The sequence below is a fragment of the Micromonospora lacuserhaii genome, from assembly GCF_036902735.1.
Classification (GTDB): Bacteria; Actinomycetota; Actinomycetes; order Mycobacteriales; family Micromonosporaceae; genus Micromonospora.
This window is the reverse complement of sequence record NZ_JBAKHO010000037.1, coordinates 1-25554: the sequence shown is the minus strand read 5'-3', so window position 1 is coordinate 25554 and position 25554 is coordinate 1. Positions and strand designations below refer to the sequence as shown.

The 25554-nt window shown below is 70.9% G+C and carries 24 protein-coding genes; 13 read left to right on the top strand and 11 right to left on the bottom strand.

Translation table 11 applies throughout. The annotated features are described in order from the left end of the window. Positions 1-94 precede the first annotated feature (94 nt). From V6U81_RS20960 to V6U81_RS20950, 3 genes are all read left to right on the top strand, one after another. Complete coding sequence (locus V6U81_RS20960; protein ID WP_334491588.1) at positions 95-1384, top strand: aspartate aminotransferase family protein; 1290 nt, start codon at positions 95-97, stop codon at positions 1382-1384. Further along, positions 1381-2871: a CoA-acylating methylmalonate-semialdehyde dehydrogenase gene (locus V6U81_RS20955; RefSeq protein WP_334491562.1), complete on the top strand. Its 1491-nt coding sequence runs from the start codon at positions 1381-1383 to the stop codon at positions 2869-2871. Before V6U81_RS20960 ends, V6U81_RS20955 begins: the two co-directional genes overlap by 4 nt. Positions 2872-3057: 186 nt before the next feature. Then, entirely contained in the window at positions 3058-4263 is a 1206-nt protein-coding gene (locus tag V6U81_RS20950) for an MFS transporter (RefSeq protein ID WP_334491561.1), read from the top strand. Positions 4264-4284: 21 nt separating this feature from the next. Here V6U81_RS20950 and V6U81_RS20945 read toward each other — a convergent pair whose 3' ends face one another. Then, on the bottom strand, positions 4285-4704 hold the full coding sequence (locus tag V6U81_RS20945) for an MmcQ/YjbR family DNA-binding protein (protein ID WP_334491559.1): 420 nt from the start codon (positions 4702-4704) through the stop codon (positions 4285-4287). A gap of 194 nt (positions 4705-4898) precedes the next feature. Here V6U81_RS20945 and V6U81_RS20940 point away from each other — a divergent pair, with 194 nt between their 5' ends. Both V6U81_RS20940 and V6U81_RS20935 read left to right on the top strand, forming a co-directional pair. Beyond that, the gene (locus tag V6U81_RS20940) at positions 4899-6014 is read left to right on the top strand and encodes a WD40/YVTN/BNR-like repeat-containing protein (protein WP_334491558.1); all 1116 of its coding nucleotides are present in this window, start codon (positions 4899-4901) and stop codon (positions 6012-6014) included. Then, on the top strand, positions 6011-6307 hold the full coding sequence (locus tag V6U81_RS20935; protein WP_334491557.1) for a MoaD/ThiS family protein: 297 nt from the start codon (positions 6011-6013) through the stop codon (positions 6305-6307). Before V6U81_RS20940 ends, V6U81_RS20935 begins: the two co-directional genes overlap by 4 nt. A 24-nt stretch (positions 6308-6331) precedes the next feature. Here the strand turns inward: V6U81_RS20935 and V6U81_RS20930 are convergent, their stop codons facing one another. Then, entirely contained in the window at positions 6332-7477 is a 1146-nt protein-coding gene (locus tag V6U81_RS20930) for a hypothetical protein (RefSeq protein ID WP_334491556.1), read from the bottom strand. A 346-nt stretch (positions 7478-7823) separates the two neighbouring features. Between V6U81_RS20930 and V6U81_RS20925 the strand changes: the two genes are divergently transcribed. Further along, positions 7824-8324 (top strand): YceI family protein, encoded by a 501-nt coding sequence (locus V6U81_RS20925; RefSeq protein ID WP_334491555.1) that lies wholly within the window; start codon positions 7824-7826, stop codon positions 8322-8324. A gap of 132 nt (positions 8325-8456) precedes the next feature. Continuing rightward, entirely contained in the window at positions 8457-8849 is a 393-nt protein-coding gene (locus V6U81_RS20920) for a nuclear transport factor 2 family protein (RefSeq protein WP_334491554.1), read from the top strand. A gap of 12 nt (positions 8850-8861) precedes the next feature. Here the strand turns inward: V6U81_RS20920 and V6U81_RS20915 are convergent, their stop codons facing one another. Beyond that, positions 8862-9203, bottom strand: coding sequence for a DUF4326 domain-containing protein (locus V6U81_RS20915; RefSeq protein ID WP_334491553.1), 342 nt, complete (start codon positions 9201-9203; stop codon positions 8862-8864). Positions 9204-9781: 578 nt separating this feature from the next. On the opposite strand from V6U81_RS20915, the gene folE reads away from it, so the two are divergent. Next, on the top strand, positions 9782-10375 hold the full coding sequence (gene folE, locus V6U81_RS20910) for a GTP cyclohydrolase I FolE (RefSeq protein ID WP_334491552.1): 594 nt from the start codon (positions 9782-9784) through the stop codon (positions 10373-10375). Between the two features lie 18 nt (positions 10376-10393). Next, the gene (locus tag V6U81_RS20905) at positions 10394-11647 is read left to right on the top strand and encodes an NAD(P)/FAD-dependent oxidoreductase (protein WP_334491551.1); all 1254 of its coding nucleotides are present in this window, start codon (positions 10394-10396) and stop codon (positions 11645-11647) included. Positions 11648-11688: 41 nt separating this feature from the next. Here the strand turns inward: V6U81_RS20905 and V6U81_RS20900 are convergent, their stop codons facing one another. After that, on the bottom strand, positions 11689-12243 hold the full coding sequence (locus tag V6U81_RS20900) for a helix-turn-helix transcriptional regulator (RefSeq protein WP_334491550.1): 555 nt from the start codon (positions 12241-12243) through the stop codon (positions 11689-11691). Positions 12244-12591: 348 nt separating this feature from the next. Then, complete coding sequence (locus tag V6U81_RS20895; protein ID WP_334491549.1) at positions 12592-14835, bottom strand: transglycosylase domain-containing protein; 2244 nt, start codon at positions 14833-14835, stop codon at positions 12592-12594. 262 nt (positions 14836-15097) lie between these two features. On the opposite strand from V6U81_RS20895, the gene V6U81_RS20890 reads away from it, so the two are divergent. Beyond that, positions 15098-16930 (top strand): AMP-dependent synthetase/ligase, encoded by a 1833-nt coding sequence (locus V6U81_RS20890; RefSeq protein ID WP_334491548.1) that lies wholly within the window; start codon positions 15098-15100, stop codon positions 16928-16930. 155 nt (positions 16931-17085) lie between these two features. Beyond that, entirely contained in the window at positions 17086-18642 is a 1557-nt protein-coding gene (locus V6U81_RS20885; protein ID WP_334491547.1) for a PP2C family protein-serine/threonine phosphatase, read from the top strand. Positions 18643-18649: 7 nt separating this feature from the next. Here V6U81_RS20885 and V6U81_RS20880 read toward each other — a convergent pair whose 3' ends face one another. Then, complete coding sequence (locus V6U81_RS20880) at positions 18650-19048, bottom strand: ATP-binding protein (protein ID WP_334491546.1); 399 nt, start codon at positions 19046-19048, stop codon at positions 18650-18652. A gap of 33 nt (positions 19049-19081) precedes the next feature. Next, positions 19082-19429, bottom strand: a complete 348-nt coding sequence (locus V6U81_RS20875) for an STAS domain-containing protein (RefSeq protein WP_334491545.1) — start codon at positions 19427-19429, stop codon at positions 19082-19084. Between the two features lie 152 nt (positions 19430-19581). Between V6U81_RS20875 and V6U81_RS20870 the strand changes: the two genes are divergently transcribed. Further along, entirely contained in the window at positions 19582-20412 is an 831-nt protein-coding gene (locus tag V6U81_RS20870; protein WP_334491544.1) for a PIG-L family deacetylase, read from the top strand. Between the two features lie 57 nt (positions 20413-20469). On the opposite strand, the gene V6U81_RS20865 is transcribed toward V6U81_RS20870, so the two are convergent. Both V6U81_RS20865 and V6U81_RS20860 read right to left on the bottom strand, forming a co-directional pair. Continuing rightward, complete coding sequence (locus V6U81_RS20865; protein ID WP_334491543.1) at positions 20470-21636, bottom strand: low temperature requirement protein A; 1167 nt, start codon at positions 21634-21636, stop codon at positions 20470-20472. A 51-nt stretch (positions 21637-21687) separates the two neighbouring features. Next, positions 21688-22476 (bottom strand): enoyl-CoA hydratase/isomerase family protein, encoded by a 789-nt coding sequence (locus V6U81_RS20860; RefSeq protein WP_334491542.1) that lies wholly within the window; start codon positions 22474-22476, stop codon positions 21688-21690. A gap of 146 nt (positions 22477-22622) precedes the next feature. Here V6U81_RS20860 and V6U81_RS20855 point away from each other — a divergent pair, with 146 nt between their 5' ends. Continuing rightward, positions 22623-23759 carry a CaiB/BaiF CoA transferase family protein gene (locus tag V6U81_RS20855; protein WP_334491541.1) on the top strand — a complete coding sequence of 379 codons (1137 nt, stop codon included), beginning with the start codon at positions 22623-22625 and terminating at the stop codon, positions 23757-23759. A gap of 1 nt (position 23760) precedes the next feature. Here V6U81_RS20855 and V6U81_RS20850 read toward each other — a convergent pair whose 3' ends face one another. Next, a complete protein-coding gene (locus V6U81_RS20850) occupies positions 23761-24531 on the bottom strand; it encodes a hypothetical protein (RefSeq protein ID WP_334491540.1) in 771 nt (256 codons plus the stop codon). Between the two features lie 42 nt (positions 24532-24573). Then, a partial coding sequence (locus V6U81_RS20845; RefSeq protein ID WP_334491539.1) for an HEXXH motif domain-containing protein occupies positions 24574-25554 on the bottom strand: 981 nt, incomplete at its 5' end.

Here is a 25554-nt window from a genome sequence, read left to right as displayed (position 1 = left end):
TAGTGCCATCGATGCGGACCCGTACAGGTTGTCGGTGGCGGCGAACACCGAAGTCTCGGGACACTCGGCTGAGGTACGAGAGACGGAGGACGCGATGGCGCATCGGGAGTTGCTGCATCGACACCGGTCCGTGCTGCCGAAGTGGCTGGCCCTCTATTACGAGGAGCCGATCGAGATCGCCAGCGCGCACGGTCGCCGGGTGACCGATCGCGAGGGCCGCACGTACCTCGATTTCTTCGGCGGCATTCTCACCAACTCGGTCGGCTACGACGTGGCCGAGATCAGCGACGCGGTCCGCTCGCAGATCGATACCGGCGTGCTGCACTCCTCGACGCTGTACCTGATCGAGTCGCAGGTCGAGCTCGCCGAGAAGATCGCGCACCTGTCCGGGATCCCGGACGCGAAGGTGTTCTTCACGAACTCGGGTACGGAGGCCAACGAGACCGCGTTGATGCTCGCCACGCAGTACCGGCGCAGCGGGCAGGTGCTCGCGCTGCGCAACTCGTACCACGGGCGCGCGTTCGCCACCGTCGCGATCACCGGCATCCGCGGCTGGTCGGCCAGTGAGCTCAGCCCGATCAAGGTGAGCTGGGTGCACGGTGGCTACCGGTACCGCAGCCCCTTCAAGGACCTGTCGGACGCCGATTACGTCAAGGCGTGCGTCGCCGACCTGCGCGAGGTGATCGAGACCGCGACCGCCGGCGACGTGGCGTGCATGATCATCGAGCCGATCCAGGGCGTGGGCGGATTCGCCTCCCCGCCCGACGGCCTGTTCCGCGAGTTCAAAAAGGTGCTCGACGAGTACGGCATCCTGCTCGTCTCCGACGAGGTCCAGACCGGTTGGGGCCGTACCGGAGAGCACTTCTGGGGCATCCAGGCGCACGACGTCGTGCCGGACGCGATGACCTTCGCCAAAGGACTCGGCAATGGCCTGGCGATCGGCGGTGTCGTGGCGCGCGCGGAACTCATGGACTGCCTGCGGGCCAACTCGATCTCCACCTTCGGTGGCAACCCGATCTCCACCGCGGGGGCGCTGGCCACCCTCAACTACCTCCTCGACCACGACCTGCAGGCGAACGCCGCAAAGCTGGGAAACCGCCTGATCCATGGCCTTCGCTCGGTCGCCGCGACGCATCCGGTGGTCGGCGACGTACGCGGCAAGGGTCTGATGCTCGCCCTCGAGCTCGTCGGCCCGGCCGGCGAACCCAACCCCGCGGCCGCAACCGCCCTGTTGGAGGAAGCGCGCAGGCGCGGACTGCTGGTCGGCAAGGGCGGCCTGTACGGCAACGTGATCCGGCTGGCGCCGCCGATGACGCTCACCGAGGACGAGGCCGACGAGGCGCTGGGCATCCTCGCCGAGGCAATTGAGGTGGTGTCGGCATGAGGATCACGCACTGGATCGGCGGCAAGGCATGGACCGGCATCGCCCAGCGCACGGGTGACGTGTACGACCCCGCGACGGGTCAGGTCGGCGGGCAGGTCGATTTCGCCAGCGCCTCGGACGTCGACGAGGCGGTCAGCGCCGCCCGCGAAGCCTTCTCCCGGTGGCGCAACGCCTCCCTCGCCAAACGGGCGAACGTGATGTTCTCGTTCCGCGAACTGCTCAACGCCCGCAAGTCCGACCTCGCCGAGATCGTCACCGCCGAGCACGGGAAGGTGCGCTCCGACGCGGCGGGCGAGATACAGCGTGCGCTGGAGGCGGTGGAGTTCGCGTGCGGCATCCCGCAGCTGCTCAAGGGCGGGTTCAGCGAGAACGCCTCCACCAAGGTGGACGTGTACTCCATCCAGCAGCCGCTCGGCGTGGTCGGGGTTATCTCCCCGTTCAACTTCCCGGCGATGGTGCCGCTGTGGTTCGTGCCCAACGCCATCGCGTGCGGCAACACCGTGGTGCTGAAGCCGAGCGAGAAGGACCCCTCCGCGGCGAATTTCCTGGCGGAGCTCTTCGCCGAGGCCGGGCTACCGGATGGCGTGTTCAACGTCGTGCACGGCGACAAGGAGGCGGTCGACCGGATCCTCGAGCATCCGGAGGTCAAGGCGGTCTCGTTCGTCGGGTCGACGCCGATCGCCCGGTACGTCTACGAGACCGGAACGCGTCACGGCAAGCGGGTGCAGGCGCTCGGCGGCGCGAAGAACCACATGGTCGTGCTGCCCGACGCCGACCTCGACCTCGCCGCCGACGCCGCCGTTTCGGCCGGTTTCGGCTCGGCCGGTGAGCGCTGCATGGCGATCTCCGTCGTCGTGGCGGTGGACCCGGTCGGTGACGAGCTGGTCGGCAAGATCAGCGAGCGGATCGCCGGACTGCATGTCGGCGACGGTCGCCGCCCAAGCTGCGAGATGGGACCGCTGGTCACCGGGGCGCACCGCGACAGGGTGCTGTCATATCTGGACGCCGGCCGGTCCGCGGGTGCGAAGCTGGTGGTCGACGGACGCAGTCATTCGATCGACGGCGATGACGCGGGCTTCTGGCTCGGGCCGACCCTCTTCGACCAGGTCGGCGAGGACATGTCCATCTACACGGACGAGATCTTCGGTCCGGTGCTCTCGGTGGTACGGGTGCCCAGCTACGACGCGGCGGTGGAATTGGTGAACGCCAACCCGTACGGCAACGGCACCGCCATCTTCACCAACGACGGCGGCGCCGCGCGGCGGTACCAGAATGAAATCGAGGTCGGCATGGTCGGCGTCAACGTGGCGATCCCGGTTCCGGTCTCGTACTACTCGTTCGGGGGTTGGAAGGACTCACTGTTCGGTGACTCGCACGCGTACGGGCCGCACGGCGTGCACTTCTTCACCAGGGCCAAGGTGGTCACCAGCAGGTGGCTCGATCCGTCCCACGGCGGCGTGAACCTCGGCTTCCCACAGAACACCTGAGCAGCTCGTCGGCAGATCTCGTCGACCAGACAGCTCCCGCCGGGCCTCCTACCGGAGGCTCGACGCCTGCGGCGAGTCGGCGAGTTCCGCGATCACCTCGACGTGCACGGCGTACGCGGGGAGGTTCACGGGGGCCGCCGGGCCGATCCACGCCCGGCCAGCTTGCCGGTAGGCCAGACTGCACGGGTGAGAGTCACCGCGCTCACCATCAGGTGGACGCCGTGGCGGTTCGTGACCGCCTTCGGTGTGGTCAGCCTGCTGTCGGACGTGGTGTACGAGGGCGCCCGGTCGGTCATCGGCCCCTACCTGGCCACCATCGGCGCGTCCGCGACCGTCGTCGGGCTGGTCACCGGCGCTGGCGAGGCGACCGCCCTGGCCGGGCGGCTGGCCACCGGGCCCCTCGCGGACCGGACCCGCGCCTACTGGCCGCTCGTCCTGGTCGGCTATGCCGTGACCATGGTCGCCGTGCCCGCTCTCGGGCTGACCACCGCGCTGTGGCTTGCTGCGGCGCTGTTCGTCGCGGAGCGTGCCGGCAAGGCGGTGCGCGGCCCGGCGAGGGATGTCATGCTCTCCCACGCCGCTGCGGCAGTGGGCCGCGGCAAGGGCTTCGCCGTCCATGAGGCGCTCGACCAGGCCGGCGGCGTTGCGGGGCCGCTGCTGGTCGCCGCCGTACTGGCCGCGACCGCCCACAACTACCGTCCCGCGTTTCTCGCCTTGGCCGTACCCGCCGTGGCGGGAATGCTCCTGCTGCTGTGGCTACGCGCCAGCGTGCCCGACCCGCGTCGCTTCGAACCGGGCCCTCGACCCGGCGCGCCGCCCGCCCCGCCGGGCGGCCGGCTGCCCCGGGTGTTCTGGACCTATCTGGCGTTCACGGCGGTGACGACGGCCGGCTACGCCACCTTCGGGGTGCTCAGCTTCCATCTCGCCACCCGGCACGTCGTACCCGTGGCGGCGATCCCGGTCGTGTACGCCGCCGCGATGGGCGTCGACGCGCTCGCCGCGCTGGCCTCCGGGTGGCTGTACGACCGGGCCGGCGTCCGGGTACTGGCCGCCGTACCGGTGCTGACCGCCCTGATCCCGCTGGCTGCCTTCACCACCACCCCGGCGACCGCGGTCGCCGGGGTCCTGGCCTGGGGTGCCGTGCTCGGCATCCAGGAATCCACCATGCGTGCGACCATCGCCGACCTCGTCCCAGCCGCTCGGCGGGGCACCGCCTACGGCATCTTCGCCGCCGGGTTGGGCGGGGCGGCCCTGGTCGGTGGACTGCTCACCGGCGCCCTCTACGACTACTCGATCACCGCCGTGATCGTCACCGTCGCCGGCATCCAGGTCGTCGCCCTGGCCATGTTCCTCGTCACCGTTCGACCGGCTGCCCGGCCTCGGGTTTCTTGACCAGTTCCGCTTCCCACGGGACTACCCGAGCTCGGACGGTCGGTCGACCAGGGCAACCAGCTTCTTCGGCGCCAGGACGCAGTAGCTTTCGGTGAGCAGCTCGGCGACCTCGTCCCAGTCGACGCCGTCGTCGAGCACCATGCCGACGACGTCCGCGCCCCAGCCCGGCTTGAAGAACGGGTGGCCGCTGGCGATCAGCCCGGCGATCTCGTCGCCGGGCGATCGGAACGTCAGCACGCAGATGGGCCGGTCCGTCGCGGCAGCGCGGGCGTAGGCCGCCTGGTGGCCGGGGTCGGCCGTGAGCACGTGGGCGAACGTGCGGCTGCGAATCCGCCACCGCGTGCCCACCCACGCGGGCTCCTCGTAGGTCTCTGGCAGCCCGAGGCAGACCGGCCGGAGCCGGTCGAGGATCTCGGGCGGAACGTCTCCAGGGCCAGTCACGCTCGCGACGCTATCCGCCCCCTCCGACAACCCCCGCCTCCCCTCGTCGTCATCGCACGCCAGCGCCCTCGTCGGTGATTCGGAGCGCCCATTTGTCGTGGCGGGAGAGTAAGACTGACTGAGGCCGATGAGTTGGGCCGTAGAGGACGGTCTTACCCGAGAGCATCGTCGACGAGAACGGAAGGACCGAGGATATGAGCGGCGTACGGGTGCTGGTGGGCACGCGCAAGGGCGCGTTCACGTTGACGTCGGACGGCAGGCGCGACGACTGGAGGGTCGACGGACCCCACTTCGGCGGCTGGGAGATCTACCACCTGACCGGGTCGCCGGTTGACCCGAACCGGCTCTACGCGTCCCAGTCGGGCGGCTGGTTCGGGCAGCTGATCCAGCGCTCGGACGACGGCGGCAAGAGCTGGACCACGGTCGGCAACGACTTCGCGTACGAGGGCGAGGCCGGCGAACACCTGTGGTACGACGGCACCCCGCGCCCGTGGGAGTTCAAGCGGATCTGGCACCTGGAGCCGTCGCGGGACGACCCCGACACCGTGTACGCGGGTGCGGAGGACGCCGCCCTCTACCTGTCGACCGACGGCGGTCTGAAGTGGAAGGAACTCACCGCGCTGCGTACGCACCCGACCGGGCCGACGTGGCAGCCCGGCGCCGGCGGGATGTGCCTGCACACGATCATCCTGGACCCGGCGAACAAGGACCGGATCTACGTCGCCATCTCGGCGGCGGGCGCGTTCCGTAGCGACGACGGCGGCGCCAGCTGGCTGCCGATCAACAAGGGCCTGCGCTCCGGGGAGATCCCCGACCAGGACGCCGAGGTCGGCCACTGCGTGCACCACATCACCCAGCACCCGTCCCGGCCGGACACCCTGTTCATGCAGAAGCACTGGGACGTCATGCGCAGCGACGATGCTGGTGCGAACTGGCGCGAGGTGAGCGGCAATCTGCCGTCGGACTTCGGGTTCCCGATCGCGGTGCACGCGCACGAGCCGGAGACCATCTACGTCGTGCCGATCAAGAGCGACTCCGAGCACTTCCCGCCGGAGGGCAAGCTGCGCGTCTACCGCAGCCGCAGCGGCGGCGAGCACTGGGAGCCGTTGACCAACGGTCTGCCGCAGTCACACTGCTACGTCAACGTGCTGCGCGACGCGATGGCGGTCGACACGCTCGACCCGTGCGGGATCTATTTCGGCACCACCGGTGGCCAGGTCTACCACTCGGCGGACGGCGGCGACAGTTGGGCGCCGATCGTACGGGACCTGCCTGCGGTGCTCTCCGTGGAAGTCCAGGTGCTGCCGTGATCCGGGTGGTCCTCCCGGCCCACCTGAAGAACCTGGCCCATGTCACCGGCGAGGTACGTCTCGAGGTGGCCGGTTCGGTCACCCAGCGCCTGCTCCTGGACACCCTCGAGGCGCAGTACCCGATGCTGCTCGGCACCATCCGCGGCCGCCACAGCGGCAAGCGCCGCGCGTTCGTCCGCTTCTACGCCTGCGAGGAGGACCTGTCCAACGACTCGCCGGACGCACCACTGCCCGAGGAGGTGATCGCCGGCAAGGAACCATTCATCATCCTCGGGGCGATGGCCGGGGGATAGGGCATCGCTGCGGGCCCCGGTCTTCTACGGCGAGACCCGTACCTCCACCGAGTTGATGAACCATCGAAAGTCGGACGTGCTGTCGATGGACACGTCGTTCGTGCCGCTCTTGTCGAACGATCGCGTCCCGGCGCACACGACGACGGACTGACCCGCCGGCACCGGTCCCGCGCTGAACAGCTGCGCGAAGTAGTGGGCGCCACGGGTCAACTTCTCCTGCAGAAAGCTCTCGTCATCGTCGGTCTCCTCGTCGAGGACCGACATCTGGGCATACGACGGCTCGGCCACGTTGGGATGCAGGACGTCGAGCATCAGGAAGTTCTGCTGGCTGGTGCGGGAGTTCGACCATCCCCATTCGTCCTCTGTCTCCAGGCGGTGCGTCGCCTCGACGCATTGCGCATCGATGAGGACCTCGACCAGACCTGTCGTTGGCGGGACGAACGCGAATGCCACCGCGCTGAAGGCATCACCGGACGCGTAGTCGAAGTCGCCGGCGTCGCTGTCCTCCATCATGATCGAGATGCCCACGTCTCCGACCGACGGGTTTAGCGTGTGGATCCGATCCACGACGAAGTTGTCGTTGTGCACCGGGACGAAGCCGAAGTTGAACCCGAAGAACGGCGGCCGGAAGACCTCCCACCGGTGCGGGCCCTGGCTGTCGTCGGGATCAAAGACACCCCAGGGCAGCGCCCGATCGTGGAACGGAGACAGGCTCAACCATTTGTCGAGGTTCCTCGCGAGGTGAAAACCGGCGCTGATGTTTCCATCGGCCGTGAAGACATCGGCGATCGCCTCGTGGTATTCCGTCCCTATCGCGGCCAGCTCGTCGCGCCTGATGTCTCGACTCCGCAGGAATGCGTCGGCCTTCTGCTTCCTGGCTTTGTTCAGTTTGTCGTAGCTGGCCGCCAGACCCTCGGGCGGCTGAAGCAGATCACGAAAAGTCAGCCGCTCCTGACGCATCAGGTCCCGCAGATCCGCCCAGTTGTCGTCGCCCAGCAGGCGCCGCAGCCGGTCACTTGCCTTGGCCGACAGCTTCGCCGCTGTGCTGCTGCGCTTCTCGGTGATCTTCCGTAGGCGCTTCTCGCGGTCCTTGGCCGCCGCGTCCGCCGATCGCTGGGCTTCCGCCGGGAACTGGCTGAAATTGCGAATTTCCTTACACGTATCGAACACGTGGACCACCCCACTAAGGCCTTGCGTACATGTTGCTCCGAAATCTCCCTGGGTGGCCATACGGGTTGTGCCATGTTTGCAACACCGCATCTACCTTCAAATGCAATCAATCAGACGCGGTGCCAGTCGTGGCTCCTGACGCGGTGGCGGCACCATCCACCCCGCCCGATGCTGGTCGGCTGGCTCGCTTCGCCGCGGTCATGGACCGCATCCTGGGCAGACAGGAGCGGGACCGGGGCCGCGGGCCGGTAGTCGCGTTGGCCGCGTGGGCAATGGTCGTCTCGCCTACGCTGGACGGGTGGTGATCAGAACCGGTCAGTCGCGGTTCGGCCCGGACAGTGGCCGCATGCTGCTGCGCACGGGCCGCAAGGGTGTCGGCTCGACCGTCGGCCACGATCTGACCATCGAGGTGACCGACTGGGCGGTGGAGCTGAAGGTGCCCGAGACCGGGCCGGCGGATGCCACCGCAACCGCCCGCATCGACTTGGGGTCCCTGGCCGTGCGCGAGGGAAAAGGCGGCGTGGTACCGCTCACCGACAAGGACCGGGGTGAGATCGAGAAGGACGCCCGGCGGACGCTGGACGTCGAACGCCACCCGACGGCCACCTTCCAGTCCACCCGCGTCGTCACCGACGGCGGCACCGCCACCATCAGCGGAACTCTCACGCTGCACGGGGTCACCGCCCCCATCGACGTCGAGGTGCGCGAACTGACGCCCGATCAGTACCGCGCCACGACGGTGGTGACCCAGTCGGCGTACGGCATCAAGCCGTACTCGGCCTTCCTCGGCGCGCTCAAGGTCCGGGACGACGTCGAGGTGGAGATCGACGTCCGCCTCGGAGGCTGACCGGCCTCCGGGTCCGCCGCCGCGGTCGTCCGTTTCCCCACGAGCGACGCCAGGCGTCCCGGCGCAGGAGCTCGGACGCGAATCACGAGATCCTTCTCCGAGCGTGGGCGATTCATTACTAAAGTTCCGGGAATGGACGTCGACGCGAGTACCCGGCTCGAACGCATCCTCGGCATGCCGCTGGCGGAGGATGCGGTACGTCAATGGCCGCAGTCCGGCGAACTGATCCGCGGCCGGGCGCGGATCGCGGAGGTGGAGTCGCACTTCGCCGGGCTTCGGCTCGGCGTGGGCCGGCGACACTCCTGCGGAGACACCCTGATCGTCGAGTGGAGCAACGACTACGGCGACGGCCGGATCTACCGCAACGTCTCGATCGCTGAGGTGCGCGACGGTGAGGCCATCACGGTGACGGACTACTGGGGTGAGCCGTTCACCGCACCCGAGTGGCGGCAGGCGGTGGGGGAGCGCCTCGACATGCCGGCGGGTGGCGTCTGGCCGACATCAGACGACCTCACCGTCACGTGACGCGGGTCCACCTCACCGGCTGTCCGCCGGTGAGGCGGTCGTCGGCGGCAGGGAGTCCGCGAGTTCCGCGATCACCTCGGCGTGACAGCGCTCCGGCACGCACCAGCAGCCGAGCCTGCGCCCACGCAGCTCGGGGAGGAGGGCGAGGAGGTCCGGGCGGCCGAGTAGGTACGCGCGGTACTTCTCGAGGACCTCGTCCCGGCTGCCGTCCGGCCCCGGACGGTACGGGCTGGACAGGGGGGAGGCCGGGAGACGCCAGCCACCGCGAGACATGGCCCGCCCGACATAGACCACGTCGGCGTACGCCGGGTCGCCGCGGTGGCCCTTCAGGTTGACGACCGTGGTTGCCTGCACGATCAGCTCCTCAGTCTCCCGCCGGCAGCGCCAGTACCGTCCCGGTCCGGCAAGCGATCCGGAACATCGGACGAGCGTAATCATCCCCATCAACCGCGCCAACCGCCCGGTGGTCGTGGAGCCAGCTCGGCCCGGGCCTCCCGGGACCCGGTTCGCCCGCCAGGTGGCGGCGGTGCGCCCCACCCTGGTGCCTGGCGGTCGAGGGTGACCGCCGGCGTCGCGGCGGTCGACCCCGATCCCGCCCCTAGTCGAGGTGCGCCACGGACCGGTGTTCCGGTGGGCGCACGTGGACGCGGTGACCGTGCACGGCGTGGCCGCCGCCGCCGGACTGGTGGTCCGGATGTCTTCCGGTCCGCCGGGCGCTGGTTCGGTGAGCTCGCCGGAACGAAGACCCACGGACGTCCCCGCCGACAGCCCGGACCGTTGACCCACCGCTGTCCCGGCGGCGTTAATTTCGTCAGCATGCGCTATTGAAATTCCGGCTCCACAGGTCCACGATGGCGATTAAGAGCAACAGCCATTGGTGATAACGGAGGACGCGGCGTGGAACCTTCGCACCGAACCCGGGGGCAGCTGACGTGACCATCGCACCGGCTTCACGTCGCGTCGATCAGCAACCAGCACTCGACCTGGTCGCCGCCGAACAGGCCGCCGCCCGGTTCCTGGCCGCACTCGACATCGACCTGGACTCCGAGAGCCTGCGTGACACGCCGGGCCGGATGGCCCGGGCGTACGCCGAGCTGCTCACCGCACGCCCGTTCGACCTGACCACCTTCCCCAACGACGAGGGCTACGACGAACTGGTGCTGGCCCGGTCCATCCCGATCCGGTCGGTGTGCGAACACCACCTCTTGCCGTTCGTCGGTGTCGCGCATGTCGGCTACCTGCCCGGCGATCGGATCCTCGGACTGTCCAAACTCGCCCGCGTCGTGGAGCTCTTCGCCCACCGTCCGCAGGTGCAGGAGCGGTTGACCAAGCAGGTGGCGGAGTGGCTGGCCCTCGAACTGGCTCCCAAGGGCGTCGGTGTGGTCATCGAGGCGGAGCATCTGTGCATGACGCTGCGGGGGGTGCGGGCCACCGGTGCCACCACCGTGACGTCCACCCTGCTCGGAGCCCTGCGCGACGACGCCCGCTCCAGGGCCGAGTTCTTCTCCCTCGCTGGAGCCCACTGACCCGAATTGGAGAGCGGCATGGAAAGCAGCCCCACATTCGTCATCGTCGGAGCCGGCCTCGCCGGCGCCAAGGCCGCTCAAACACTGCGTGAGGAGGGCTTCGACGGCCGGGTGATCCTGCTCGGTGACGAGCCCGAACGGCCCTACGAGCGGCCACCGCTGTCCAAGGGCCTGCTGCTGGGGGCCACGCCGCGGCGCGACGTGTACGTGCACGATGCCGGCTGGTACGAGGCGAACGACGTCGAGTTGCGTACCGCGACCCGGGTCACCGGCATCGACCGCGACGTCCGCCAGGTTGTCCTGCACGATGGCGAACGGCTCGGATACGACAAGCTGCTGCTGGCCGCCGGCTCGACGCCCCGCCGCCTGGATGTTCCCGGCGCCGACCTGGACGGGATCTTGTATCTGCGCACGTTGGCGGACTCCGATCGGATCGCCAAGGCCCTCACCGACCAGGCCCACCTTGTGGTGATCGGTGCCGGCTGGATCGGTCTGGAGATCGCCGCCGCCGCCCGCCAGCACGGTGCCGCCGTGACCGTGGTGGAAACCGCCGACCTGCCGTTGCAGCGGGTCCTCGGCGACGAGGGCGCCCGGGTGTTCGCCGACCTGCACCGCGGGCACGACGTCACCTTCCACTTTGGCGTCGGCGTCCGACAGCTGCGGGGTGCCGGGCGAGTGTCCTCGGCGCTGCTGACCGACGGCACGGAACTGGCGGCCGACACCGTCGTCGTCGGCGTGGGCATCCAGCCCAACGTGCAGGTGGCCGAGGCTGCGGGCCTGAAGGTGGACAACGGCATCGTCACCGACGCGCGGCTGCTGACCTCCGACCCGCACATCTACGCCGCGGGCGACGTGGCCAACGCCTACCACCCGTTGCTGGGCCGGCACATCCGGGTGGAGCACTGGGCGAACGCGCTCAACGGCGGCCCGGCCGCGGCGCGGTCCATGCTGGGCCAGCAGGTCGAGTACGCCCGGTTGCCGTACTTCTTCTCCGACCAGTACGACCTGGGGATGGAATATTCGGGGTGGGTGGCCCCGGATGGTCATGACCGGGTGGTGTTCCGCGGCGATCCCGCGGTGGTGGACGGCAGGGCGCCGGAGTTCATGGCGTTCTGGGTCAAGGACGGCCGGGTGCTGGCTGGGATGAACGCCAACGTGTGGGACGTGACCGACCAGATCCAGACGTTGGTGCGTGCGGGTCACGGGGGCAGGGCCGTCGACCTGGCCAAGCTCTCCGACCCGCGGGTGCCGCTGGTTGATCTTGTGAGTTGAGCACAGGGGCCGGTCAGCGTCGAACGAAGCGGCGGGGCGAGTCAGGCCGGACGGATCTGTACGCAGCAGGCGCCGGGGCTGGGGGTGAGCCGCGCGTGGAGGTCCGTCCGGCCGAGCCCGTCGAGCAGACCGGCGATGAACGCCTGGTTCAGGCCGCACACCAACTCGGTCTGTTGGGCGGCGAGCTCGTGAAAGGGGCAGTTCCGCAGCCGGATCAGCTCTTGGTCGTCGGCCGGCTCGAAGCCGAGTTCGGCCAGGACGGCTGCGACCGGCCCGCCACCGGCGACCTCAAGACCGATCGCTGCGCCCCGCTGCGCTGCCAGGCGCAGGGCGGCCGACCGGGCATCCTGGGGATTCTCGGCAACGGCCTGGGCAAGGATCTCGCCGATCAGGTCGTAGCGGCGCTCCGGGATGGTCAGAGTGATGCAGCCGGGCGCCGCCTCGTACACCTTCGGCGTTCTACCGCGGCCGCGCGGCTGGTCGGTCGGTGCCTCGTACCGGGCTTGCAGCAGTCCCGCGCCGACCAGCTTGTCGAGGTGGAACGCCGCCAGGTTGCGCGAGATGTGCTGTGCCTCGGCGGCCTCGTCCCGCGTCACCGGGTGGTCCTGACTGCGGACGTAGTCATATAGAGCCCGTCGTACCTGGTCGACGAGGGTAGTCACCGCCTGCCAGGGGGACGTTGCCATGCCGGAAGTTTATCACCAGCAGATCTTGTTGAAATTGCTCGGCCAAGTTCCGCGGCAGCCGCCTCGACGCGGGAGCCCGCACTCGCTGAACTCATCAGCGCCATCGACCTCGCCGAACTCACCGGAGCCGAGTAGGTACGACCGGCGGCTCCGGCGGTCCTGGCCCGGCAGATGATCACCCTGCGTTTGCTCAGCATGATCGTCGGGTCCGCCGCCGTCCGGCCTGTCGGGGGCTGTGCCGGACGGCGGCTGGCCCCGTCACCTCGGCGGCGGGGTTGGCGACGACTCCACGCTCCGCGACGGCTTCGGGCTCCGCGACTGGCTCGGCGTGGGCGATGGCGACGTCGTCCTCGTCGGCGTCGGCGTGGGCGTCCGTGTCTGAGTCGGGCTGGCGGTGACGCTCGGCCGGGTCGCCGTCGGCGTCGGCGGCGCGGAGGTCGGCTGCGGCGACGCCGGGGCGGTCGGTGACGGGGCGTCGTCCGGGAACGCCGGCTCCCGGAACCGGTACTTGTCCGGGTCGAGTTTGAGTGCGGCCGTGGCCTGTTCCATGAACTGCCGCCAGATCGGCCCAGGGCCGGTGGAGCCGTAGACGTCGTAGCTGCCGTCGGAGGTCCTCAGCGGCTTGCCGTCGACGGTGCCGAGCCAGACCGCGGCGGCCAGCGGGCCGGTGTAGCCGACCATCCAGGTGTGCACGTTCTGGGTGGTGCTCGTTCCGGCCTGCCAGGTGCCGGTCTTGCCGGCCGAATCCCAGCCGTTGTCCAGCTTCGCGGCCTTCACCCGGCGCAACGTCCAGTTGAGCTGGTCGATCGCCTCCTGGTCGAGCCCGATGTCGGTCTGCACCAGCTGTTCGTCGAGGATCTTCTCGTCGCCCTTGGTCACCGAGCGGACGAAGTGCGCGTCGGCCCGCTTCCCGCCGGCCGCGAAGGTCGCCATCCCGTTGGCGTGGTCCTGCACGGTGATGCCGTACTGGCCGATGCCGACCTCGGTGGAGAAGTGCCGCGCCAGCTCCTCGCCCGAGTGGCCGCGCAGCTCGACCCGCTGCGGCCGCGGGTTGCCCTTCTCGTTGGCCCACATCGAGTCGACCCCGGCCCTGGTGGCCATGTCGAGCACCTTGGCGGTGCCGAGCTGCTCGGTGAGTTCGAAGTAGGTGACGTTGAGCGAGGCGACGGTGGCCTCCCACAGCGCGCAGTCCGGCTGGCATGGCGCGCGCTCGGCGTTGCGGATCGGGCCGGCGGGGCTGCCCTTCGTCCGGCCGGAGGCGGGGAACTCCTTGGTCTCCGGGGAGTCGAAGTGCTGCTTCACCGAGATCTTCTCCTGGACCGCCGTGGCCAGGTCGTATACCTTGAACGACGACCCCGGCGGGTGCTGGCCGAAGCCGCGGGCCTCGCCGTTCTCGTCGTAGTACCAGCCGGCGTAGTCGGCGCCGGAGCCGTTGCTGCCGCCGTGGTAGCCGAGCACCCGGCCGGTGCCGGGTTCCACCGCCACCAGCGCGGCCTGCCAGTTCTTCGGCTGCCCGCGGACCGCCTCGGGGGCGGTGTCGCGACGGATGTCGGCGGCGGCGTCCGCGGCGTCCTGGACCCGCTTGTCGATGGTGGTGACGATTTTGAAGCCGCCGTTGCGGAGGTAGTCGGCGGGTTTGCCCTGGAATTGCTCGGTCTGCCGCAGCTCGCTGAGCACGTGGTTGACCACCAGGCCGGTCGGCCGGTCGAGGTTGGACCGGCCGGCGGCGGGATCGAGCGGCTTCACCGTGTCCGGGTACGCCAGGTTGGCCGCCTCGTCCGCCGACAGGTAGCCCAGCTTCACCATGCCGTCGCGGATGTAGTTCCACCGGTCGATCGAGTTCTGCCGGGCCAGGGGGCTGCGCCGCGGATCGTAGCCGGGGTGGCCCTCGGGGTCGTCCGGGTCGGCCTCCGGCTGCTTCACCATGCCGCAGAGCACCATCGCCTCCGCCGTGGTCAGCTGCTTCGCCGCCGGCGCGTCGCGGCGCACCGTCTTGCCGAAGTACGCCTGCGCGGCCGCCTCGATGCCGTACGAGCCCCGCCCGAACGGCACGGTGTTCAGGTAGAACCCGAGGATCTCCTCCTTGCTGTACTTGTCGTCGAGCTTCCACGCGATGACCGCCTCGCGGAGCTTGCGCGAGTAGGAGACGCCCTTGAGGTCGGCGGCCACCCGGGCGTACTGCTGGGTGATCGTCGACGCGCCCTGGCGCTGGCCGCCGGTGACGTTCGACCACGCGGCGCGCAGCACACCGCTGAAGTCGATGCCCTTGTTCTTCCAGAACGTCCGATCCTCGGTCGCCACGATCGCCTGCTTGGCGGCGTCGTTCATCTGGTCGTAGGGCACGATCGTGCGGTTCTCCGCGCCGAGCTTCGCCATCGGCGTGCGGCCGTCGGAGAAGTAGACCGTGGTCGACTCCGGCAACTCCAGGTCGCTGGGCGTGGGCACGCTGTCGACGTAGTACGTCCCGGCGGTGAGCCCGGCGCCGGCGAGCAGCGCGAGCACGGCAAGGACAATCAGTACGCGCCTGCGCCGCCGTTTCCGCGCCGTCGGAGCGGCGGTCGGTCCGGGTACGGCGGCAGCGCTGTCGTGGTTACCGGTAGGAGACACCCGTCCCCGTTACCCTGCGCCCGGTCCGCCGAATCTTGACCGGTCCACGCCGTGCCGCGATCCGAAGTTCCCCGTTTCCGGCCGGTTGATCCGCTGGTCAGGTCATGATGACCTGGGTGCCGTCCGGGCGGCGGTGCGGGCGAGCGGAGGAGCGGTCGTGCAGGACGTGACGGTCAAGCCAGTGGCCACCGGCACAGCGGTGCCCGGCTTGGCCGAAATGGTGTGGAACAACGCCCGACAGGACCCTGAACTGGTGCAGTTCGTCCGGCCGGATCCCATTCCCCGGTCGTGGCCGGCCCGCCGGTCCGTGCAGGGCGGGGCGCTGCCGGTGACGTGCGAGCAGTTCCGCGACGACGTGCACACCCTGGCGCGCGGGTTCATCGGCGCCGGTGTCGGCCACGGGGACCGGGTGGGGTTGATGAGCCGTACCCGCTATGAGTGGACCCTCGTCGACTACGCCCTGTGGTCCGTGGGCGCGGTCACCGTTCCCATCTACGAGACCTCCAGCGCCGAGCAGTTGGGGTGGATCCTCTCGGACTCGGGTGCGGTGGGGTGTGTGGTGGAAACCGCCGAGCACGACGCGATGCTCGCCGGCCTGCGCGACGGCCTACCGGCGCTGCGCCAGGCGTGGCAGATCGACGCCGGGGGTCTGATCGCCCTGGCGGGCCAGGGCCGCACCGTCGACGACGGGCAGGCCGAGGCGCGGCGGCGGGCGGTGTCGGGCGGGGACCTGGCCACGATCGTGTACACCAGCGGCACGACGGGTCGGCCGAAGGGCTGCGCGCTGACCCACCGCAACATCTACTGCGACGTCAGCAACGCGACGGCGGTGCTGCCGGAGTTGCTGCATCCGGGCGCGTCGACGGTGTTGTTCCTGCCGCTGGCGCATGCGTTCGCCCGAATGATCCAGGTGGGTGTGGTGCACACCCGGTCGACGATGGTGCACAGCGCCGACCCGGGCAGGGTCTTCGACCAGCTGCGCAAGAGCCGCCCGACGTTCATCCTCGCGGTGCCGCGGGTGCTGGAGAAGATGTACGCCAGGGCCCGACAGCGTGCCGACGACGAACGCCGGGGGCGGCTGTTCGCCGTCGCGGACACCGTCGCCGTGCGGTACAGCCGGGCCATGGACACCCGGCGGGGCCCGGGGATGCTGTTGCGGCTGGCACACGCCGGGTGCGACGTGCTGGCGTACCGGACGTTGCGGGCCGCCCTCGGCGGACGGTGCCGGCTGGCGATCGTCGGCGGCGCGCCTCTGGAGGAGCGGCTGGGGCACTTCTTCCGCGGCGCCGGCATCACCGTGGTGGAGGGGTACGGGCTGACCGAGACGTCTCCGGCGGTGACGGCGAACCTGCCGTCGGCCATGCGGATCGGCACCGTCGGCCGCCCGCTGCCCGGCGCGGAGATCCGCATCGCCGACAACGGGGAGGTCCAGGTCCACGGCGAGATGGTCTTCTCCGGCTACTGGAACAACCCCGACGCCACCCGAGCGACCTTCACCGACGACGGCTGGCTGCGCACCGGTGACCTCGGCAGCCTCGACGACGACGGCTACCTGCGCATCACCGGCCGCATCAAGGAGATCATCGTGACGGCGGCGGGGAAGAACATCGCCCCCGCTCCCATCGAGGAGCAGATTCGCGCGCACCCGTTGGTGAGCCAGTCCATGCTCGTCGGCAACGACCGCCCCTACGTGACCGCGCTGGTCACCATCGACCCACCGACCTGGCAGCGGTGGCGGGCCGCCCACGGCCACCCGGGCGCAGAGGTGGCGGACCTGCGGGACGACGCCGAGCTGCGCCAGGAGATCCAGGCCGCGGTCGACCACGCCAACCGGACGGTGTCCACGGCGGAACAGGTCAAGGAATTCTGCATCCTGCCCCGGGATTTCACCGAAGCCGATGGCGAACTCACCCCCACGCTGAAAATCAAGCGCGAGGCGGTCCAGGCCCGCTACGCCGCCGACATCGAGGTTCTCTACCGCGGCCACTGACCCGTTCGACCGGCACCTGGGACCGTACGGCTGCTCGAAGAGCCTTCCCAATTGCATCGCGTCACGTCAATATCACGCAGCGATGATCCTCGAATGGCACGCCACGCCGCGTCGGCGCGCCGCCGGTGCGAACGCGCGATGGCTAGGCTGCTGGCATGGCCGAAAATGCCCTCCGGGGCGACCATGCCGAGGCGCTGCCGCCGCTGACGGACGACCTCGTGGCGGCGGTGCGTGAGGTGCTGGCGTCGACCCCGGCCGGGTGCACGTGGCTGCTGCCGGTGACGGGGCGGGACGGTCTGATCGTCGACTACCGCGTCGCGGCCACCAGCGACCAGGGTCGCGACGTCTACGGCCGTGGTGCGGGGCGGGTCGGTGGGTTGCTCAGCGAGCTGTATCCCAGCATGGTCGGTGGCCCGTTGTGGCAGACCTACCAACGTGTGCTGGCCAGCGGGACCCCGGATCGAGTGCCGAACTTCCGGTACGAGGGCAAGCAGGCCGGGGTCGTCGCCGATTCGCTGTTCGAGGTGAGCGTGCACCGGGTGATGGGCGGCCTGCTCGTGTGGTGGCAGCGGCTGGACGAGGACCGGCGCCGGCTGGAGCGCACGGAGCTGCTGGGCAGCCTCGGCTGGGCGGAGTACGACCTGGTCAGCGGCCTCAGCGAGTGGTCCCCGGGCATGTACCGCATCTTCGAGCGCGATCAGGCGCTGGGCCCGATGTCGCGGGCCGAGCAGGGCGCGGCCATCCTCTCCGACGACTATGGACTGCGCGAGACCGCCTGGCAGACGCTTGACAGCGGTGCGGCGTCGGACGTCACCGTCCGATTCCGTGCCGGCAGGTCGGTGAAGCACCTCCGGATCCTGTCCGACATCGCCCGCGACGCCGGCGGTGCCCCGGTGAAGATCTACGCCGTCGTGCAGGACGTGACCGCGCGGGTGGACTCGCGTACCGCCATCGAGCAGCTCAACGATCAGCTGCGTACCCGGGAGATGACCGCGTTGGCGGAGCACCGCCTCGCGGGTCAACTGCAGAACCTGATCCAGCCGGTGCCCCGCGACCCGGTCCCGTTGGCCGGCATCGAGGTGCTGGTCGGCTACCTGCCGGCGGAGAGCGCCGTGCAGGTGGGCGGTGACTGGTACCACGCGCAGACCCTGCCGGACGGGCTGGTCGCGCTCGCGGTGGGCGACGTCGCCGGACACGGCCTGGAGGCCGCCAGCGGCATGGCGCATCTGCGGTTCGCCCTGGTCGCGTGGTTGTCGATCGGCATCCGGGACCCGGGAGCGCTGCTCGGGCACATGAACCGGCTCTGCCGGCAGCTGAAGATCACCGGGACCGCGGTGGTCGGCGTCTACGACCCGGTGGCCCGGACGCTGTCGTGGGCGCGGGCGGGGCACCCGGCTCCGCTGCTGTCCCGGGCGGGGACGACCATCGAACTCGACCGGCCAACGGGACTGCTGCTGGGTGCCGATGCCGACGCCGTGTACCCGGTCGTCACGCCGGAGCTGCGCGGCGACGACCTGCTGCTCTTCTACACCGACGGGCTGGTGGAACGACGGGCGGGGCGGATCGACGAGCTGCTCGGCCCGGTGACGCGGGCGCTCGCGACCCTGTCCCGTCAGCCGGGGGAACAGACCCTGCCGCGGCTGCGCGACGTGCTGCACCGGCCCAGTCCCGAGGACGACACCTGCACCCTGGCGGTCCGCGTGCTGCCGTGAGCGGTCCTCACAGGCCGAAGCGGAGGCGTACCACCGTCCCCGCCGCGTCGGCGTGGACGGCCACCTCGTCGCAGATCCGGGCGACGATGGCCAACCCCCTGCCACGCAGCGCCCCGGGTGCGGGCATGTCACCGCCGAACCCGCGCGGCGCGCCCTGGTCGACGACGTCGCAGATGAGCTGCCCGGACTCCGCCCACACCCGGACCAGACCGCCGCCGTCGGTGTGCTGCAACGTGTTGGTCGCCAACTCGCTGACCGCCAGCGCGAGCAGATCCACCCGGGCGGCCGACAGGCCCGCGGCCCGGGCCCGGTGACAGACGAAAGCGCGGACGGTCGCCAGTTCGCTCGCCCGGCTGTAGGGCAGGGATTTGACGGCCGGCGAGCACGCCGCCGGATGGTCAGCCAAGTCGGTGGCCTCCGATCGGCCCGGCGGCTGCCGTCACCGCTGCCACGGGCCGGCCTCGTCGGCGGGGTGCCGCAGCAGCTCGCCGACGCCGGTGATGTCCAGGATGTTCGCGACGGGCCCGACGGCGTTGACCAGGTACAGCCGGCCACCCGCGGCGAGGGCCTCGTGGTGGGCGGTGACCAGGCCGTGGATGCCGGTGGAGTCGAGGAAGTCGAGTGCAGCCAGGTCGACCACCACGACGGGCGCGCCGGCCACGGCGGCCAGCAATGCCGACGTCAACTCCTCCCGGGCGGCCAGGTCGCACTCGCCGGTGAGCCGCACCACCGACCGTCCCGCTTCGACGGACGTCTTCGCCTCGAGGTGCGCCACCCTGCCGCCCATCCATCCTCGGCCCGGGAAACGGCCCGTTCGCGCACATCATGCCACCTCGTCGGCGAAGGGCACATCGACGCCGGTAGGGCGGCTCACGGTGGCAGAGGCCGGTGGCGTCCGTTGGGTCGTCGCGGTCGCGGCGACGCTCGTAGGGTGGGGACATGGCTGAGCGATCCCTGACTCTGATGGCGGTGCACGCCCACCCCGACGACGAGGCGACGAGCACCGGTGGTGTCCTCGCGCGCTACGCGGCGGAGGAAATCACCACGGTGCTCGTCACCTGCACGGACGGGCGGTGTGGTGACGGCCCCGGCGGCATCAAGCCCGACGATCCCGGGCACGAGCCGGCCGCGGTGGTGGCGATGCGTCAGGCCGAGCTGGAGGCCAGCTGCGCGGCGTTGAAGGTCGCCCACCTGGAGACGCTCGGCTATGCCGACTCCGGAATGATGGGCTGGCCCACCAACAGTGCGCCCGGCTCGTTCTGGACCACCCCGGTGGCGGAGGCGGCGAACCGGCTGGCCGAGCTGATCCGGGAGTATCGACCGGACGTGGTCGTCACCTACGACGAGAACGGCTTCTACGGCCACCCGGACCACATCCAGGCGCACCGGGTGACGATGGCCGCGGTTGCGCTGACCGACATCCCCGCCAAGGTGTACTGGACCACGGCGCCACGCTCCATGATGGCGGACTTCGCCAAGGTCATGCAGGAGATCGGCGTCGAGTGGGCGGAGCCGGAAGCGGCCACGGAGCCCGGGCCGCAGCTCGGCCTGCCCGACGAGGAGATCACCACCTGGGTGGACACGAGCAGGTACGGCGCGCAGAAGTTCGACGCGTTGGCGACGCACTCCAGTCAGAGCGAGAACATCTTCTTCCTGCAGCTGGGCCGGGAGCGGTTCACGGAGCTGATGGGCATGGAGACCTTCGTCCGGGTCCACGACACCACCGGCGCTCCGCTGCCCGAGGACGACCTCTTCGCCGGCCTGCGCTGAGCCGGCCCGCGCTGACCGGACCGACCCGGCACGGAGCCCGGGCCGGGTCGGTCCCGGTCAGGCCTCGTCGGCGCTCGGCCGTACGCTGCGCGGCCGGGTGGCGACGGTCAGCGCCACCAGCAGGAACAGCAGCGCCGCGACGAGATGCACCGGCACCGGTCCCAGCGGGGCGAGCAGCACCAGCGCCACGGTCACGGGGAAGGCCGCCAGCACCGGTCCGCGCTGCTGTCGGCGCACGTGCAGCACCCAGACGGTGAACAGGTAGACGGCGACCGGAATGGCCACCGCGTACCCGGCCGCGACGCCGGAGAGGTGCGCGACGTGCCGTTCGTGGTCCACCGCGACGGCCAGTCCCGCGCCCACCGCGGCGACCGCCGCGAAGATGAAGTAGTGCCCGTAACCCCAGAACAGCGACCTGCGCAGCAGGGTGGGCACCTGCACCGGACGGTCGAAGTAGAGCCACCAGAGCGCGAAGACGATCACCGCGCCGGCACCCGCCAGCGACCACAGGCCCTCACCACCGGCGTCCACTCCGGTCTGGATGGCCAGCGAGGTCGCCAGCACCGCCTCACCCAGCACGATCAGCGTGAACAGCCCGTACCGTTCGGCGATGTGGTGCGGGTGCCAGGTGGTCATGCCCGGCCGTTCCGCGACCACCGGCACCAGCAGGTCGGCCAGGGCCAGTACGACGAAGGACGCCACCCCCCAGCCGTCGGGGAGGGTCAGCCGGAGCAGCCAGCCCACCTGCACGACAGCGACCCCGATCGCGTACCGGATCGTGGTGGCCCGGTGCGCCGGGTCGCCGACTGCCGCCCGGGTCCAGTGCGTGACGGCGGCCAGCCGCATCACCACGTATCCGTAGGTGATGGTGGTGAAGTCGCCCTCGGTGAAGGCGCGTGGCACTCCGGCGGCCAGGATGAGGGCGCCGGCGATCTGCACCAGCGTGGTGATCCGGAAGACGTCGTCGTCGGTGTCGTAGGCGGAGGCGAACCAGGTGAAGTTCATCCACGACCACCAGATCGCGAAGAACACCATCAGGTAGCTGCCGGCCGCGTGCCCGAGGTGGTGCTCCGACACGTCGTGGTGCAGGTTGCCCGCGGCCTGGGCGACCGCCACCACGAAGCAGAGGTCGAAGAAGAGCTCCAGCGGGGTGGCCGTCCGGTGCGCCTCGTCGGGCCGCCGGGCGGTCATCCGGCGGTACCAGGGACGCACGGAACGGGTCAACGGGTCTCCTCGGGCGGCCGTCAGGTCGCCCACACGATAGCCGCGCGCCGGTCAGCGGCCCCGGAACGTCGCCCGACCCGGCCCGTCGTCCAGGAAGGACCGCACCGCGTGGCGCAGGTCCTCGGTGCGGTAGAGCTCCGCGGCGATCTGCGTGACGTGCCGGTCGGCCTCGGGCACGCCCCCGGCGGCGAAGTGGTCGAGCACCCTCTTGGTGGCGGCGTGGGCGCGGGTCGGGCCGGCCGCGAGCTGCCCGGCGAAGGCCCGCGCGGCCCCGTCGAAACCATCGTCGGGCAGCACCCGGTTGACCACGTTCCACCGCTCCAGCGTTGCGGCCGGGTACCGCTCGCCGGTCATCACGAACTCCTTGGCCCGGCCCACCCCGGCCCGGGCCGCCAGCCGCTGGGTGCCACCCATCGTGGGGGTCAGCCCGACCACCTTCTCCACCAGCCCGAAGCTGGCCCGCTGCGCGGCCAGGATGAGGTCGCAGGCCACGGCGACCTCGAACGCCCAGGTCAGGCAGAGCGCGTGCGCGGCGAAGACGGTGGGGAACCCGTACCCGGCGATCCGCTCCGGCAGCGCCAGCATCCGGTCGAAGAGCACTTTCGCCTGTTCCGGTGACTGCTGTGCGTCGAACAGGGCGACGTCCACGCCGGCGCTGACCACCCGGCCCTCGAAGCGGATCAGCAGGGCGCGGGTGTCGTCGGGCAGCTCGTCGAGTGCCGCGTCGATCGCCGCGTGCAGGTCGAGGGTGTAGAGGTTGAGCGGCCCGGCGTCGATGGTGAGCACGGCCAGCCCCGAGGGCTCGACCTGCAGGCGGGCCAGGGCTGGCGGTTCGGTCACCGGTGCAGCGTATCCGCGTCCGGCGGGGGAGCGCGCCGGGGTGATCGGCGACGACGGCCGGTGGTGGCGCGACCGGGCCGGGATCCGTACCTTCGCACGGGAGCGCGGGAAGCAGCTCCGCCGGGCGGTGGGAAGGGGGAGCGGTGGTGGCCGAGGAACGACCCGGCCCGCTCAGCGGCGTCCTGGTGGCGGACTTCTCCCGCGTCCTCGCCGGCCCGTACGCGACCATGCTCCTCGCCGACCTCGGCGCGGACGTCGTCAAGGTGGAAGGCCCCGGCGGCGACGACACCCGGGCCTGGATGCCCCCGACCAGGGACGGGACCTCCACCTACTACCTCGGCGTCAACCGCAACAAGCGCTCGATCGTCCTCGACCTCGCCGACCCCGACGATCTGACGGTCGCGCGGGAACTCGTCCGCCGCGCCGACGTCATGATCGAAAACTTCCGTCCCGGCGGCCTGCGCCGCTTCGGGCTGGACTATGCCAGCGTCGCCGCCGCCAACGCGCCGATCGTCTACGCCTCCATCAGCGGCTTCGGCACCGGCGCCGGCGCGAAGCTGCCCGGGTACGACCTCATGGTGCAGGCGGCGTCCGGGCTGATGAGCCTCACCGGCGAGGCGGACGGCCCGCCGTACAAGGCCGGGGTCGCCGTCTTCGACGTGATCGCCGGCCTGCACACGGCGATCGGCATCCTCGCCGCCCTGCACCACCGCGCCCGCACCGGCGACGGGCAGCACGTCGAGGTCAACCTGCTCTCCTCGGCCCTGTCCGGCCTGGTCAACCAGACCAGCGGCCACGTCGCCGCCGGTGCGTCACCGTTCCGGATGGGCAACGCCCACCCGAGCCTCTTCCCGTACGACCCGCTGCCCACCGCCGACGGCGACCTCGTGGTCATCGCCGGCAACGACGCCCAGTTCCGTACGCTGTGCCGGGTGCTGGGCCTGCCGGAGCTGGCCGACGATCCCCGGTTCCGGCGCAACCAGGACCGCACGGCGAACCGGGACGCGCTCCGCCCGATCCTGGTCGCTCGGCTGGCGCAGCGGACCCGGGACGGGTGGTTCCGGGACCTGCGCGCCGCCGGTGTGCCCTGCGCCCCGATCAACACGGTCGACGGTGGCGTGGCCCTTGCCCGGGACCTCGGTCTCGACCCGGTCGTCGAGGTCGACGGCGTGCCCGGCGTCCGCCACCCGATCGGCTTCTCCGCCACCCCACCCCGCTACGACCTGCCCCCGCCTCGCCTCGACGAGCACGGCGAGGAGATCCGCCGCTGGCTGACCGGCTGAGTCAGCCGGCGCGCTTCAACCGCTGGATCAGGTGCTGCACCCACTTCTCGAACCGGCTGCTGCCCCCGCCGAGCAGCGGCGCCAGGTCCTGCTCGGTCACCCCGCCCCGGTCGGTCAACGACTCGACCAGCTTGCGCAGCCGCCGGTGGTCGTCGTCGTCCGGGGTGTGCGCCGGGCCGCTCGCGCCCATCTGCCGGTGCAGGTCCTGGAGGATGTCCATCATTTGCGGCAGCGTCTCGATCAGCTGCGACAGGCCGGTCTCGTGCGGGCTGGACGAGCCCCGCAGGTCCTGCAACGTGAGCGCGACCGACATCGGGGTGACGATGTCGGCGTCCCGGGTGACCGTGTCGATGGCTCGGCGCAGCTGCTCCTTGGCGGCGTGCACGCTGTCCAGGTCGGTGTGGTCGACCAGGATCGTCCGCATGCCCTGCACGTCGAAGGGCAGCTGCTGGTCCTTCGCCATCAGCTGCACGAAGGGCTTGCGCAGCGCGTGGCGCACCGCCAGTTCGTAGAAGACGTTGGCGTTCTGGTCGGTCAGGTCGGCGATGACCAGGTCGTTCTGGATGATGCGGTCGAGTACCTGGGAGGTGATCAGACCGGCGCGCTCGATCTCGTCGCCCCGGATCGCGTCGAACCCCAGCGGCTCGACCACCGGCCGGATGACGTGCTTGAGGATCTGGTCGCTGCGCTTGCGGATCTCGGAGCCCTCCGGACCGATCGGCGCGATGACGAAACACTCACGCCGGGTGGGCTGGTCGTTACCGTCCCCCATGCGGCACAGCGTAGAGGAGATCGGCGAGTCTCGCTGTCACCCCTACCGGGCCCCGGCCCGTTCCCGCTCCCAACGGGCCCGGTGGGTGGCGAGCAGCCGCTCGGCCGCCGCCGCCGCATCTGGGTGCAGCGGCTCCCGGCGCCAGCCGTCGAGGACCGCCGTCATGCCCGCGACCACGCGCCGGCCCACCGGGGTCAGCCGTGGCTGCGCCGCCAGCAGCCGCGCGGTGTCCCCGGCGGCCCGGGTCCACCGGGCGAACTCCACCTCGGCGTGCCGCCGGGCCGCCGGGTCGGCCTCCGACCGCTGCTGCCGGCGCCAGAAGCCCGCCACCCCCAGATGGGCGTACGCGCCGTGCAGCAGGCCGTCCAGCGGTCGCGGGTCGGGCCGCCACGGCGCGTAGAAGAGCTCACCCGACCCCGGTTCGACCAGCGGGAACAGGTCGGTCAGCGCGGCCAGCTTGAGATGCTGCACCTCGTGGGCCAGCGTGACGGCCGCCGACCGGGCGTCCCGCGGCAGCGACATGGCCACCGCGCCGAAGCCGTGGTGGAAGGTGCCGCTGCGGATGCCGGCGTCCGGCCGGGGGAGCGGGACCAGCGTGCGCAGGGCCGCCCCGACCTCTTCGGCGACCGCCCGGTGGCCGTCCACCAGCAGACGCCACCCCTCGCCGAGCCGCTCCTGCCAGCGCCGCGGGTCGCCCGCTCCGTCGGCGACCGGGTGGACGCCGGCGGCCACGGTGAGCGGGACGTGCCGCCACGTCCCGGCGTCCAGCAGCAGCGTCAGCGGCACGCCGTCGTGCGCCACGCGCAGCCGCGGGGTGGGCCGCCACCGCGGGTCGGCCGGGCCGTCGGGCCCGATCTCGATCCGCTCGCCCGCGCAGTACACCTCCGCTCGCCCGCCGGCGCACCGCACCCGCGCCCGCGCCGCCCCGGCCGGGACCCGCACGGCGCCCAGGCCGGGCAGGTCCAGCCGGCCCGAGGTGGCCGGGTCGAGCGGCACGTCCAGGTCGGCGGGCGCGCTGGCGCG